Source organism: Lentzea sokolovensis (genome assembly GCF_033949975.1).
Lineage (GTDB): Bacteria > Actinomycetota > Actinomycetes > Mycobacteriales > Pseudonocardiaceae > Lentzea > Lentzea sokolovensis.
The window spans coordinates 1,013,400-1,027,023 of the sequence record NZ_JAXAVU010000004.1 but is presented as its reverse complement, the minus strand read 5'-3'; the positions used below and the strand labels follow the sequence as shown (position 1 = coordinate 1,027,023).

10 protein-coding genes are annotated in these 13,624 nt (G+C 68.6%); 4 read left to right on the top strand and 6 right to left on the bottom strand.

Annotation, left to right across the window (positions count from 1 at the left end):
* The first annotated feature begins 10 nt into the window (after window positions 1-10).
* Together SK854_RS10040 and SK854_RS10035 are read left to right on the top strand one after the other, a co-directional pair.
* On the top strand, window positions 11-2,008 hold the full coding sequence (locus tag SK854_RS10040; RefSeq protein WP_319974737.1) for a cellulase family glycosylhydrolase: 1,998 nt from the start codon (window positions 11-13) through the stop codon (window positions 2,006-2,008).
* A 115-nt stretch (window positions 2,009-2,123) separates the two neighbouring features.
* A complete protein-coding gene (locus SK854_RS10035; RefSeq protein ID WP_319974736.1) occupies window positions 2,124-3,551 on the top strand; it encodes a cellulose binding domain-containing protein in 1,428 nt (475 codons plus the stop codon).
* A gap of 3 nt (window positions 3,552-3,554) precedes the next feature.
* On the opposite strand, the gene SK854_RS10030 is transcribed toward SK854_RS10035, so the two are convergent.
* The 6 genes from SK854_RS10030 to SK854_RS10005 form a co-directional block, all read right to left on the bottom strand.
* Window positions 3,555-3,980: a nitroreductase family deazaflavin-dependent oxidoreductase gene (locus tag SK854_RS10030; protein WP_319974735.1), complete on the bottom strand. Its 426-nt coding sequence runs from the start codon at window positions 3,978-3,980 to the stop codon at window positions 3,555-3,557.
* Window positions 3,981-4,009: 29 nt separating this feature from the next.
* On the bottom strand, window positions 4,010-4,849 hold the full coding sequence (locus SK854_RS10025; protein ID WP_319974734.1) for an expansin EXLX1 family cellulose-binding protein: 840 nt from the start codon (window positions 4,847-4,849) through the stop codon (window positions 4,010-4,012).
* Window positions 4,846-5,808, bottom strand: a complete 963-nt coding sequence (yjfF, locus tag SK854_RS10020; protein WP_319974733.1) for a galactofuranose ABC transporter, permease protein YjfF — start codon at window positions 5,806-5,808, stop codon at window positions 4,846-4,848. Before yjfF ends, SK854_RS10025 begins: the two co-directional genes overlap by 4 nt.
* Window positions 5,805-6,785, bottom strand: a complete 981-nt coding sequence (locus tag SK854_RS10015) for an ABC transporter permease (protein WP_319974732.1) — start codon at window positions 6,783-6,785, stop codon at window positions 5,805-5,807. Before SK854_RS10015 ends, yjfF begins: the two co-directional genes overlap by 4 nt.
* A gap of 67 nt (window positions 6,786-6,852) precedes the next feature.
* Window positions 6,853-8,385 (bottom strand): sugar ABC transporter ATP-binding protein, encoded by a 1,533-nt coding sequence (locus SK854_RS10010; protein ID WP_319974731.1) that lies wholly within the window; start codon window positions 8,383-8,385, stop codon window positions 6,853-6,855.
* 107 nt (window positions 8,386-8,492) lie between these two features.
* Window positions 8,493-9,461: an ABC transporter substrate-binding protein gene (locus SK854_RS10005; protein WP_319974730.1), complete on the bottom strand. Its 969-nt coding sequence runs from the start codon at window positions 9,459-9,461 to the stop codon at window positions 8,493-8,495.
* A 163-nt stretch (window positions 9,462-9,624) separates the two neighbouring features.
* Between SK854_RS10005 and SK854_RS10000 the strand changes: the two genes are divergently transcribed.
* Window positions 9,625-12,096, top strand: a complete 2,472-nt coding sequence (locus SK854_RS10000; protein WP_319974729.1) for an alpha-L-arabinofuranosidase C-terminal domain-containing protein — start codon at window positions 9,625-9,627, stop codon at window positions 12,094-12,096.
* The gene (locus tag SK854_RS09995; RefSeq protein ID WP_319974728.1) at window positions 12,093-13,529 is read left to right on the top strand and encodes a family 43 glycosylhydrolase; all 1,437 of its coding nucleotides are present in this window, start codon (window positions 12,093-12,095) and stop codon (window positions 13,527-13,529) included. Before SK854_RS10000 ends, SK854_RS09995 begins: the two co-directional genes overlap by 4 nt.
* Window positions 13,530-13,624 lie beyond the last annotated feature (95 nt).

Genomic DNA, 13,624 nt, shown 5'->3' with positions numbered 1-13,624 from the left:
GCGAGGGTTCATGAACGGATCACGCAGGGCAGTGCTCGGCGCGGTGATGGCCCTGGTGGCCACCGTCGTGCCGGCGACAGCGTCCGCGGCCGCAGAGACCGGCTGCGAGATCACCTACTCGACGACGGGCCAATGGCAGGGCGGCTTCGTCGCCGAGGTTGCCGTGACCAACCGCGGTGCGGCCCTCGACGGCTGGAAGTTGAGCTGGGACTGGCCGTCCGGCCAGCAGACCGGCCACGGCTGGAACGCGAAGATCACCGAGTCCGATCAGCAGGTCACGGCCGAAAACGCCGGCCACAACGCGAAGATCGCGACGAACGCGACGGTGAAGTTCGGCTTCAACGGCACCTGGGAGGAGGCCAACACGGCGCCGTTGTCGTTCTCCCTCAACGGAGTCACGTGCGTCCACGGCGGCCCACGCCTGAGCGCGACGCAGCACACCGCGGCGATGCAGCCGGGGTGGAACCTGGGCAACACGCTCGACTCGACGGGCAGCGACGAGACGTCGTGGGGCAACCCTCGCATCACGGAAGCCTTGCTGGACAACGTGAAGGCGCAGGGCTTCAAGAGCGTGCGCCTGCCTGTCACGTGGAGCGCGCACCTGGGGCCTGACCACGTGATCGAGCCTGCGTACCTCGCCCGCGTCAAGGAGGTCGTGCGCTGGGCGCTGGCCCGCGACCTGTACGTGATGGTCAACATCCACCACGACTCGTGGCAGTGGATCTGGACCATGCCGGCGGAGCACGACGACGTGCTCGCCCGGTTCAACGCGATCTGGACGCAGCTGACGGGCGCCTTCGCGGAGTTCGGGCCCAAGCTGACGTTCGAGAGCTGGAACGAGCCGCAGTTCACCGGGAGCACCGGCAAGCCGCAGGAGATCGCGCTCAACAGCGAGCTCAACGCGTCGTTCCACGACATCGTGCGGCGGTCGGGCGGCAACAACGCCACCCGCCTGCTGGTCCTGCCGACCCTGCACACCTCGTCCGAACAGGGGTACATCGACCCGTTGGTGGAGCAGATCCGCGGGTTCGCCGACCCCAACCTGATCGCGACGGTGCACTACTACGGCTACTGGCCGTTCAGCGTCAACGTCGCCGGCGGCACGCGCTACGACGCGACCGCGCAGAAGGACCTGACCGACATGTTCGACCGCGTGCACGACAGCTTCGTCGCGCGCGGCATCCCGGTGATCATCGGCGAGTACGGCCTGCTCGGCTTCGACCGGCACACCGGCACCATCGAACAGGGCGAGAAGCTCAAGTTCTTCGAGCACCTCGGCTACTACGCCCGCACCAAGAAGGTCACCACCATGTTGTGGGACAACGGCCAGCACCTGAATCGCACCTCGGGGCAGTGGAACGATCCCGAGCTCTACGCGCAGATCAGGTCGAGCTGGACCACCCGCTCCGGCACCGCCTACACCGACCAGGTGTTCAGCGAGAAGTCGAGCCCCATCACGGCCAAGACCATCGCGCTCAACCTCAACGGCACGAAGTTCACGGACCTCTACCACGGCTCCACGAAACTGACGCGCGGCCGCGACTACACGATCGCGGGCGACCAGCTCACCCTGACGGTGTCCGCGCTGACGAGGCTGAGCGGTTCCCGGGGCTACGGCACGAACGCGGTGCTGACGGCCCGCTTCTCCCAAGGTGTGCCGTGGCGGCTCCACGTCATCACCTACGACACGCCGGTGTTGTCCAACGCCTCCGGGACGACGGAGAAGTTCGAGATCCCGACGGTCTTCCGCGGTGACCAGCTCGCCACGATGGAGGCCAAGTACGACGACGGCACCAACGCGGGGCCGAACGACTGGACCTCGTTCAAGGAGTACGACCGGACCTTCCTGCCCAACTACACCGACGGGCGCACGATCCTGACGCCGGACTTCTTCGCCGCTGTCCGGGAGAACGCGCGGGTGACGTTGACGTTCCACTACTGGAGCGGCCTCAAGGTCACCTACTTCGTCGTCAGGTCGGGCAGTTCGGTGACCGGCACGACGGCCTGACCGGACGGCGTCGAACGGGATCGTTCTCCCGTTCGACGCCGTTCGACACTACCGTTGACCTCCAACGAGGTTCCGTGTTCGCCGCAGCCATCCACAGTGGACTCAAGGAGCACAGGTGTACCGGTTCGAGCGGACGGCAGCCGCCGTCCTCACCGCCGCGCTGACCGCGGCGGTCACGATCAGCAGCGCCCCGCAGGCCGGAGCGGCCGCGGGCTGCCGGGTCTCCTACCAGGTGACCCACGAGTGGCAGGGCGGCTTCAGCGCGGACGTGAGCGTCACGAACCTCGGTGATCCGGTCACCGGCTGGCAGCTGGCGTGGTCGTTCGGCGCCGGCCAGACGGTCGGCCAGCTCTGGAACGGCGAGGTGCGCCAGTCCGGCGCGCAGGTCACCGTCGACGACGCGGGGTACAACGGCTCGCTCGGCACCGGCACCAGCGCCGGATTCGGTTTCATCGGCACCACGAACGGCTCCGGCAATCCCGTGCCCGCCGGCTTCACGCTCAACGGCACGGCGTGCACGGGCACGGCGCCCGCACCGGACCCGCTGGAGCAGGCGCACACCGCGGGCCGGGTCACCGCGTCCGGGCAGTACACCTGGCCCGGGGTCTACTTCGAGGGCCGGTTCCGGGGCACGGGCGTCGGGATCGTCCTCAACGACTCGGTGAACGACTACGACGTGCAGGTCGACGGCGCGACCGTCGCGTCGCTGGTGATGCCGGGCAGGACCACTTACTGGGTCCGCGGCCTGAGCGACACCGAGCACCGCGTGCGCCTGGTCAAGCGGACCGAGAGCACCTGGGCTGCGGGCGAGTTCGGCGGATTCGTCGCCGCGAACGGCGGGGCGGTTCTCGCCAGGCCGGCCGCACGGACCCGGCAGATCGAGTTCATCGGCGACTCCCTGACCGCGGGCTACGGCAACCTCTCGACCACCCGTGACTGCTCCGCGAACGGCGGCGTCGCCCGCAACACCAACACCGATATCAGCTTCGGAGCGCTCGCCGCGAAGACGCTGAACGCCGACTACCAGGTCAACGCGTTCTCCGGCCGCGGCATGGTGCGCAACTACAACGGTGGCGAGCCCGGCACCAGCTACCGCACCTACTACGACCGGGCACTGCTGCACGTCGACGGCGACGTGTGGCGCAACCCAGGCACGTGGCGCCCGCAGCTGGTCGTGGTCGGCCTGGGCACCAACGACTTCTCCACCGCCCTCAACCCCGGTGAGCAGTGGCCGACGCAGGACAGCCTGGTCACCGCGTACAAGTCCGCGTACCACGGCTTCCTCGACAAGCTGCGCACCCGGTACGGCCCGGCCACGACGATCGTCGTGAGCGTCCCCGAGGCCTCCGGCACGTTCGCCGACGCCGTCCGCCAGGTCGTGCAGGACCGCAACAGCCAGGGCGACAGCCGGGTCCGCCACTGGAACTACAGCGACCCGGCGCTGGACCGCCTCGGGTGCGACTGGCACTTCTCGGCGCGTGACCACCGGCTGATCGCGGGGAAGCTCGGCGACTACCTCGCCACGCTTCCCCTGGCCTGGTGACGCCTACTTCGGGTCGAGCACGAACAGCGGGATCAGCCGGTCGGTCTTCTCCTGGTACTCGGCGTAGTTGGGGAAGGCCGCGACGGCGCGCTCCCACCACTCGGCCCGTTCGGCGCCGTCGACCTCACGGGCGACGTAGTCCTTCACCTCGGTGCCGTCCTGAAGGGCGATCTCCGGGTGGGCCTTGATGTTGAAATACCAGGTGGGGTGCTCCGGCGCGCCGCCCTTGGACGCGACGACCGCGTAGCTGCCGTCGTGCTCCACGCGCATGACCGGGGTGTAGCGCAGGGCACCGCTCTTCGCGCCGCGCACGGTCAGCAGCACGATCGGCCTGCCGACGACCTTGATGCCCTCGGTCGTCCCGGTCTCGAGGATCTGCTTCGTCTGGTTCTGGACCCACTCGGTCGGGCTGAGCTTCACATCTGCCATGTCTGCGATCAACAACTCGCGCGCCGGTCTCATTCCCCGGCGCGGGCGAACTGCAGGGTCGTGGCCTGGACCGCGTCCGGCCTGACCGGCAGCGCGTTCACCACCAGACGTTCGCCGTGGACGTCGGTGACCGCGATGGCCCCGCCGCACCCGGCGCCGTTCTCGGAGAGGAAGTAGTTGTACTCGGCGCGTTTGAGCTGCCGCCACTGCCCGCCCGCCTGGACCTCCAGCCGGGCCACGGGGTTGCGGTGGTCGAGGACCTGGATTCCGCACCAGTACTGGCTGGAGCCGGTCTTGTAGCGGATCGCGATAGTCTTGGACGTCTCCGGGCTGACGAGGGTCCAGGTGACCGGGATCTCGCCCTTCACGGGCGCTGCCAGCATCGCGAACGCCTGCGCGCTGAGGTCCAGCTGCCCCGGACGGCACGGCGCGGGACAGAGGTTCGTGATCCGCACCGTGATGCTCTTCCCACCGGCCTGGACCAGGACGTACGCGCCGCACGCGGCCGAGCCCTCGTAGTCGGCCTCGTTCATCGCGGCGGTCAGCGGATCGGGGCCCGGATCGTACGAGCACGCGCCGCCGCCGTCGGAGTTGTAGAACGTCGCGACGCCCTGGCGCGGCTCACCAGGCTTGATCTTCCCGGCCAGGGGAGTGCCGGCCGGGGTCGGTGCCGTCGTGGTGGTCGTCGTCGGGCTCGGGACCGACGTGGTCACGGCCGTGGTGGTCGTGGGCGGAGTGGTCACAGGCGCGCTGCTCCGGCCGGCCACGGGTGTGCCCGCGACGCCCCGAGGTTCACGCAGCACCACCACGCCGACGACCGCCACCAGTACCGCGAGCAGGACGAACAGCAGTGGGCGAGTGCGTCTCACCGCCGAACCATAGTCCGCTGCACCGCGATGAACACCAGCAGCAGCACACCGATCACGATCTTCGTCCACCACGAGCTGAGCGTGCCCTGGAACGAGATCAGCGTCTGGATCGTGCCGAGCACCAGCACCCCGGCCAGCCCTCCGAGCACGTACCCGACCCCGCCCGCCAGCAGCGTTCCGCCGATGACGACCGCGGCGATGGCGTCGAGCTCCATGCCGACGGCGTGCAGGCCGTAGCCGGACAGCATGTAGAGGCTGAACAGCAGACCGGCCAGCGACGAGCACAGGCCGCTGATGACGTAGACGCCCACCTTGACGCGGGTGGTCGGCAGGCCCATGAGCAACGCGGACGACTCGCTGCCGCCGACCGCGTAGACCGTGCGGCCGAAGCGGGTGCGGTGCAGCACGTACATCGCCGCGGCGACGACCAGCAGCGCGATCACGACGTTGTAGGTGATGGTCATGCCGCCGGGCAGCTCGATCGCGGCGGTGGCGACGTCGCGGAACGTCCTGTCCTTGATGGACACCGACTCCACGCTGATCAGGAAGCACAGGCCGCGGGCGAGGAACATGCCGGCGAGCGTGACGATGAACGGCTGGATGTCGAACTTGTGGATCACCAGGCCCATCAGCAGACCCAGCGTCGAACCGGTGAGCAGGACGGCGACGATGACGAGCGGCACCGGCCATCCCGCCTGCAGACCCGATGCCGTGACCATTGTGGACAGTGCGACGACCGAGCCGACGGACAGGTCGATGCCGCCGCTGAGGATCACGAACGTCATGCCGGCGGCGAGCACGATCAGGAAGGCGTTGTCGATGAACAGGTTCGCGATCACCTGGCCGGACGCGAACCCGTCGTAGCGCGCAGAGCCGACACCGAACGCGAGGACGAACAGCGCGACGGTCGCGAGCGCCGGCAGGAACCGCGTCGGCACCCGAGGGGCGAGAGTGGTCATGAGACGGCCACCTTCCGGAAGCTCAGTGCGGCGCGGGCCTTCGGCGCCTGGACCAGGCACACGGCGATGACGACGATCGCCTTGAAGACCAGCGTCACCTCCGGGGCGACGCCGATCGTGTAGACGGTGGTGGTGAGGGTCTGGATGATCAGCGCGCCGAGCAGCGTGCCGGCGAGCGAGTACCGCCCACCGGCCAGCGAGGTGCCCCCGATGACGACGGCGAGGATCGCGTCCATCTCGATCCACAGACCGGCGTTGTTGGCGTCGGCCGCGCTCACGTTGGAGCTGATCATCAGCCCGGCGATGCCCGCGCACACCGCGGCGAACACGTAGACGGTCCAGATGATCGTGCGGGAGCGCACCCCGGCCAGCCGCGACGCCTCCGGGTTCACGCCGACGGCCTCGATCAGCATGCCGAGCGCGGTCCGCCGGGTCACGAACGCCACCAGCCCCAGCACCAGCAGGGCGATCAGGATCGAGATCGGCAGCACCACGAACCCGGCGCCGACCTGGCGGTAGGCGGTGTTGTTGACCGTGACGATCTGCCCCTCGGTCACCAGCATGGCCACGCCGCGTCCCGCGGTCATCAGCACCAGGGTCGCGATGATCGGCTGGATGCCCAGCCCCGCCACCAGGAACCCGTTCCACAGACCCAGAACCGCGCAGAGCACCAGCGCGATCGCCATGCCCGCGAACGCCGTGGCGGCACTCCCGGACGTTCCGATGTGGACACACGTCACGGCGCCCGCGATGGCCGCCACCGCGCCGACCGAGAGGTCGATGCCGCGGGTGGCGATCACCAGCGTCATGCCCAGGGCGATCAGCAGGGTCGGGGCGCCGTTCTTCAGGACGTCGACCAGGCCGCCGTAGAGGTGACCGTCCTGGATGCGCAACGCGAAGAAGGACGGCGTCACGATCAGGTTGAGCAGCAACAGCGCGACCAGCGCCAGCAGCGGCCACAGCAGCTTGTTCTTCATGAGGTCGCTCCTTCCGGCGCGGTCTCGCCTTGGTGGGTGCGTGCGGGGCTGCGGTCAGTTGATGCCTTCACGACACCACCTTCTCCGGCGTTGCCCCGCCCGCGATCAGTTCGACGACCTCGTCCACGCCGGTCACCGAACCGTCCAGCTCGGCGATCTTGCGCCGGTCTCGCAGCACGACGATGCGGTCCGCGATGCGCACGACCTCCTCCAGTTCCGCGGAGATGAACAGGATCGCGGTGCCCTCCGCGGCGAGCGCGGTGACGAGTTGCTGGATCTGGGCCTTCGCGCCGATGTCGATGCCCCTGGTCGGCTCGTCCAGGATCAGCAACCGCGGTTCGGTGACGAGCCAGCGGGCCAGGAGGACCTTCTGCTGGTTGCCGCCGGACAGCGTGCGCACCAGCGCGTCCGGGTTGGCGGGCCGGATGTCCAGTGCCTTCAGGTACTTGTCGACGAGCTGGTCCTTGGTCCTGCGCGGCAGCGGCCGGGTCCAGCCGCGGGCCGCCTGCATCGCGAGCACCAGGTTGTCGCGGATCGAGAGGTCCGCGACGAGGCCCTCGCCCTTGCGGTCCTCCGAGCTGAACGCGATGCCCGCCGCGATCGCGGACCGGGGGCCGCGCAACCGCAGCGGCTTGCCGTCCACGAGCAGCCTGCCGGAGTCCGCGCGGTCGGCGCCGAAGAGCAGCCGGGCGAGTTCGGTGCGGCCCGATCCGAGCAGACCGGCGAGGCCGACGACCTGGCCCGCGCGGATCTCCAGGTCGAACGGTTCGATCGCGCCGCGCCTGCCCAGGCCCGTCGCCTCCACCAGCACCGGGCCCTGGGCCTGGCGCTCCTCGGCCGCGTGCTCGATCGCCTCCAGCGTGCCGAGGTCGCGGCCGATCATCTGCGCGATGAGCGTGCGCCGGTCCACGTCCGCGGTGAGGTGCTCGCCGACGAGGGTTCCGTTGCGCAGCACCGTCATCCGGTCGGAGATCTCGTAGACCTGGTCGAGGAAGTGCGACACGAACAGGATCGCGACGCCCTCGTCGCGCAGCACGCGCATGATCCGGAACAGCTCGGCGACCTCGCCGGCGTCCAAACTGGACGTCGGTTCGTCGAGCACGAGCACGCGGCAGTCGACCGCGATCGCACGGGCGATGGCGACCAGCTGCTGCACCGCGATCGGGTGTTCGCCGAGACTCGACGCCGGGTCGATGTGCACGCCGATGCGCGCCAGCACCTCCGCGGCACGCCGCCGCATCGCCGGGAAGTCGATGCCGCCGAACCTGCGAGGTTCGCGGCCCAGCAGGATGTTCTCCGCGACCGTGAGGTTCGCGCAGAGGTTGACCTCCTGGTACACCGTGCTGATCCCGGCGTGCTGGGCCTCGCCTGGGGAGGAGAACGCCACGTCGTCGCCGGCCAGCACGACCTGCCCGGCATCGGGGCGGTGCACGCCGGTCAAAGTCTTGATCAGGGTGGACTTCCCGGCGCCGTTCTCGCCCATGAGGGCGTGCACTTCACCTGGGAAGAGCCGGAAGTCGACGTCCTGCAACGCCTTCACGCCGGGAAACGCGAGGCTGATGCCCCGCATCTCGACGACAGGTGGCGGTGACTCGGTCATGGGCCCTGGCTCTCGTCGTTCTGGCCGAGGGGCCCGTCACCCGATGCGCGGGAGTGACGGGCCCTTCGGGGTCGGGGGTGACGGTACTTCCCTCTGGGAGGAAAGGCTCAGTACTGGCGCTGCGGGAGTGCGGCCTTGGCCTGCTCCTGCGTGAACGTGCCCTCTTCGGTCACGACCCGCTCCGGCACCTGCTCGCCCTTGACGACCTTCTTCGTGAGGTCCATCAACTGCTTGCCCAGCAACGGGTTGCACTCGACGATGAAGTTGATCTCGCCGTTGGCCAGTGCCTGCATGCCGTCCTTCACCGCGTCCACGGTGATGATCTTGATGTCCTTGCCGGGCACCTTGCCCGCTGCCTTGATCGCCTCGATCGCGCCCAGGCCCATGTCGTCGTTGTGCGCGTACACCACGTCGATCTTCGGCTGGGACTTGAGGAACGCCTCCATGACCTGCTTGCCGCCGGACCGGGTGAAGTCACCGGACTGCGACGCGACGACCTTGATGTCGGGCTTGGTGGCGATCTTCTCCTCGAAGCCCGTCTTGCGGTCGATCGCGGGCGCGGCGCCGGTGGTGCCCTGCAGCTCCACCACGTTCGTCGGGCCGGAGGCGTTGGCCACCAGCCAGTCACCGGCCTTGCGGCCCTCCTCGACGAAGTCGGATCCGAGGAACGTCTTGTACAGCGACGTGTCGTCGGAGTCGATCGAACGGTCGGTGAGGATCACGGGGATGTTGGCGCGCTTGGCTTCCAGCAGCACGGTGTCCCAGCCGGTCTCGACGACCGGGCTGAACGCGATCACCGACACCTTCTGCTGGATGTAGGAGCGGATCGCCTTGATCTGGTTCTCCTGCTTCTGCTGCGCGTCGGAGAACTTCAGGTCGATCCCGGCGGCCTTGGCCTCGTCCTGGATCGACTTGGTGTTGGCCGTGCGCCAGCCGCTTTCGGCACCCACCTGGGCGAAGCCCATCGTGATGGTGTCACCACCGGACGTGCCGGTGTTCGCACCACCTCCTGAACCGCACGCGGTGAGCGCGCTCAGCAGGACCACGCTGGCGACTGTCGTGATCTTCTTCAGCACTGGGGTTCCTCCGGGGTGACGACGGTGTCGCGGAGCTCGACCGCGTGTCCGCGGTTGTCAGGTGGACAAGAGTGAACGCTCACAACTGTCGCGTCAAGGGCTTGCTCGTAACGAGTTCGCAGCCCTATGTTAACGCTCACTTCCGAGCCTGGGGAGGAATCCCGTGCCCCGCAAGCACGTCCTGTTGAGCGCCGCTCTCGCTGCCAGCCTGCTGGTCGCCGTTCCCGGATCGGGAGCGGCCGCCGAAACCGACTACACGCTCAAGATCGACGCCACGAAGAAGGGTGCGTCGATCGACGACTCGATGTACGGCGTGTTCTTCGAGGACATCAACCGCGCCGCCGACGGCGGCCTGTACGCCGAGCTCGTGCAGAACCGGTCGTTCGAGTACGACCCCGCCGACAACGCGAGCTACCACGGCCTGACGTCGTGGGCGCCGCACAGCGGCACAGTGGACGTCGCCGACGACACCGGCCGGATGAACGAGCGCAACCGCCGCTACCTGAAGCTGGGCCTGCCCGCCGGCGTCATCAACTCCGGCTACAACAGCGGGATCGCGGTTCAGAGCGGCCAGCGCTACGACTTCTCCGTCTGGGCCCGCACCGACCAGGCGAGCACCCCGCTGACCGCCGCCGTCACCGACCCCGCCGGAACCCCGCTGGGCGACCCGGTGAAGATCCAGGTCCGCGGCGACGGCTGGACCCGCTACACCGGCACCGTCCGCGCGCAGAAGACCTCGACGACCGGCAGGCTGCTGGTCACCGGCGGCGGAGCCGGAACCTTGCGCCTCGACATGATCTCGCTGCTGCCACAGGACACCTTCAAGGGCCACGGCCTGCGCCGCGACCTCGCCGAGAAGATCGCCGCGCTCAAGCCGGGCTTCGTCCGGTTCCCCGGCGGCTGCCTGGTCAACACCGGCAGCCACTACGGCTACGACGCGCCGAACTTCGAGCGCCGCCGTTCGTACCAGTGGAAGGACACCATCGGCCCGGTCGAGCAGCGCGCCACCAACTGGAACTTCTGGGGCTACAACCAGTCCTACGGCCTCGGCTACTTCGAGTACTTCCAGTTCTCCGAGGACGTCGGCGCCATGCCGCTGCCCGTCGTGCCCGCGCTGGTCACCGGCTGCGGCCAGAACCGCGTCACGGACGACCCGGCGTTGCTGGCCAGGCACGTCCAGGACACGCTCGACCTGATCGAGTTCGCGAACGGCCCCGCCGACTCCACCTGGGGTCGCAAGCGCGCCGAGATGGGGCACCCCAAGCCGTTCAAGCTGACCCACCTCGCGGTCGGCAACGAGGAGAACCTGCCCGACGAGTTCATGGCCCGCTTCACGAAGTTCCGCGACGCCATCAACGCGAAGTACCCGGACATCACCGTCGTCAGCAACTCCGGCCCCGACGACACCGGTGGCACGTTCGACCGCCTGTGGCAGCTGAACAAGCAGGCCGGCGTGAAGATGATCGACGAGCACTACTACAACAGCCCGAGCTGGTTCCTGGAGAACAACAACCGCTACGACTCCTACGACCGCAACGGTCCCAAGGTGTTCCTCGGTGAGTACGCCTCGCAGGACAACAGGTACTTCAACGCGCTGAGCGAAGCGGCGTTCATGACCGGCCTCGAACGCAACGCCGACGTCGTGAAGCTCGCCTCGTACGCGCCGCTGCTGGCCAACGAGGACTACGTCCAGTGGCGTCCGGACATGATCTGGTTCAACAACCACGCGTCGTGGGGCTCGGCCAGCTACGAGATGCAGAAGCTCTTCATGACCAACGTGGGCGACCACGTCGTGCCGAGCACCGCGTCCGCCACGCCGTCCACCCAGGCGCCCATCACCGGCGCGATCGGGCTGTCCACCTGGGCGACCGCCGCCACGTACGACGATGTGAACGTCACCAGTGCGGCCGGTCAGGCGTTGTTCAGCGACGACTTCTCCGGCACCGACGCGCAGTGGACGAAGTCGGGCCGTGGCGCGTGGAACGTCGTGAACGGCGCCTACGTCCAGTCCGACGCGGCCGCCGAGGACACGCTCGTCACGGCTGGGGACAAGTCGTGGCGTGACTACACGCTGAACCTCAAGGCCACCAAGCAGGCCGGGCGCGAGGGCTTCCTCGTCGCGTTCGGCGTGCAGGACACCGGCAACTACTACTGGTGGAACCTCGGCGGCTGGAACAACACCCAGTCCGCGGTCGAAAAGGCCGTCGGCGGCGCCAAGAGCACGTTGATGACCAACGGCACCCGCATCGACACCGGTCGCACGTACGACGTGCGCGTCGAGGTCCGCGGACGGCATGTCGCATTGTTCCTCGACGGCCAGAAGTGGGGCGAGTTCACCGACGACAAGCTCGCCGAGCCGTTCCGGCAGGTCGTCACCCGCGACCTCGCCACCGGCGAGCTGATCGTCAAGGTGGTCAACGCCCAGGACAACGCCGCCCGCACGCGCGTCGACCTCGGCGTTCCGGTGGCGTCGACGGCGCGGGCGACCGTGCTGCAGGGCCGCCCTGACGACATGAACACCGAGTTCGCCCAGCCGATCCGCCCCCGTGCCGAACAGGTCCGGGTGGCGAGCAGCTTCACGCACACGTTCCCGCCGAACTCCGTCACGTTCCTCCGGATCAGGAGCCGCTCGTGATCACCCGACGATCTCTGCTGGCCACGGGCGGTGTGCTCGCCGCGACCGGGGCACTCGCCTCCGCCGCGCCCGTCGCCACCGCCGCCGAGCCCGCCGCGGAGGTGCCGACCCGCAGCCCGCTCGTCGAGCAGCGCGCCGACCCGTTCATCACGCCGCCGACCGACGGCATGTACTACCTGACCGGGTCCGTGCCCGAGTACGACCGGGTCGTCATCCGCGGCGCGTCCACTCTGGACGGTCTGTCCGCCGCCCGTGAGCGCACCATCTGGCGGCGTCCCGCGTCCGGCAAGATGGGTGGCTACATCTGGGCGCCGGAACTGCACCGCATCGACGGGAAGTGGTACGTCTACTTCGCCGCCGGTGACAAGGACGAACCGTTCCGCATCCGCACCTACGTGCTGGAGTCGCCGAACGCGGACCCGCGCGAGGGCGGCTGGGTCCTGCGCGGGCAGATGGTGACGGCGTGGGACACGTTCACACTGGACGCGACCACCTTCGCGCACCGCGGCAAGCGCTACTTCCTGTGGGCGCAGAGCGAACCCGGCATCGCCACCAACACGAACCTCTACATCGCCGAGATGGCCTCGCCGCTCGCGCTGAAGACCGCGCCGGTGCGCATCGCGACGCCGACGCTGCCGTGGGAGGTGCAGGGCTTCAAGGTGAACGAGGGGCCCGCGGTGCTGATCCGCAACGGCCGGGTGTTCGTGACGTTCTCCGCGAGCGCGACGGATGCCCGTTACTGCATGGGCCTGCTGACCGCCGATGAGAACGCGAACCTGCTGGACGCGCGGTCGTGGACGAAGTCGCCGAACCCGGTGTTCGCGACTCATGTGCCGACGTCGCAGTACGGGCCGGGGCACAACTCGTTCACCACGGTGGGTTCCACCGACGTGCTCGTCTACCACGCCCGCGACTACCGCGACATCACCGGCGACCCGCTGTTCGACCCGAACCGGCACACCCGCGTCCAGAAGCTGCACTGGAACGCGGACGGCACGCCGTCGTTCGGCGTTCCCGTCGGCCGTGGCGGGCCGATCGTGCGGCTGTCGCCTTTGGACGCGCCTTCGCTGGTGGTGCGGCACTACGAGTACCGGCTGCGGGTCGACGGCAACGTCCGCGACGTCGGCGACAGCCAGTTCCGTTTCGTGCCGGGATTCCTGGGTGCCGGCACGGTCGCGCTGCAGTCGATGAACTTCCCGGACCGGTACGTGCGGGTGGACGGGGACGTGGTCCGCATCGATCCGTTCGAGGACACCGACGGGTACGGCCGCGCGGCGAGTTTCGTTCGTGTGCCGGGACTTGCGGACGGTGGCGCGGTGTCGCTGCGTGCCGGCGCGGACACGTATCTCGCCCACGACAACGGTCGCGTCGTGTTGTCCAGACCAGGAAGCGCCCGCGACGCGCGCCGACGTGCCACATTCCGTCTCGAATAAGTGGACAATGAGCACTGCATCGAAGCCGACCTGGTGTTATCGCTAACATCACCGGCGCAGATCGAAGATCGGAGACCGCTCGTGGAGAAGACGTC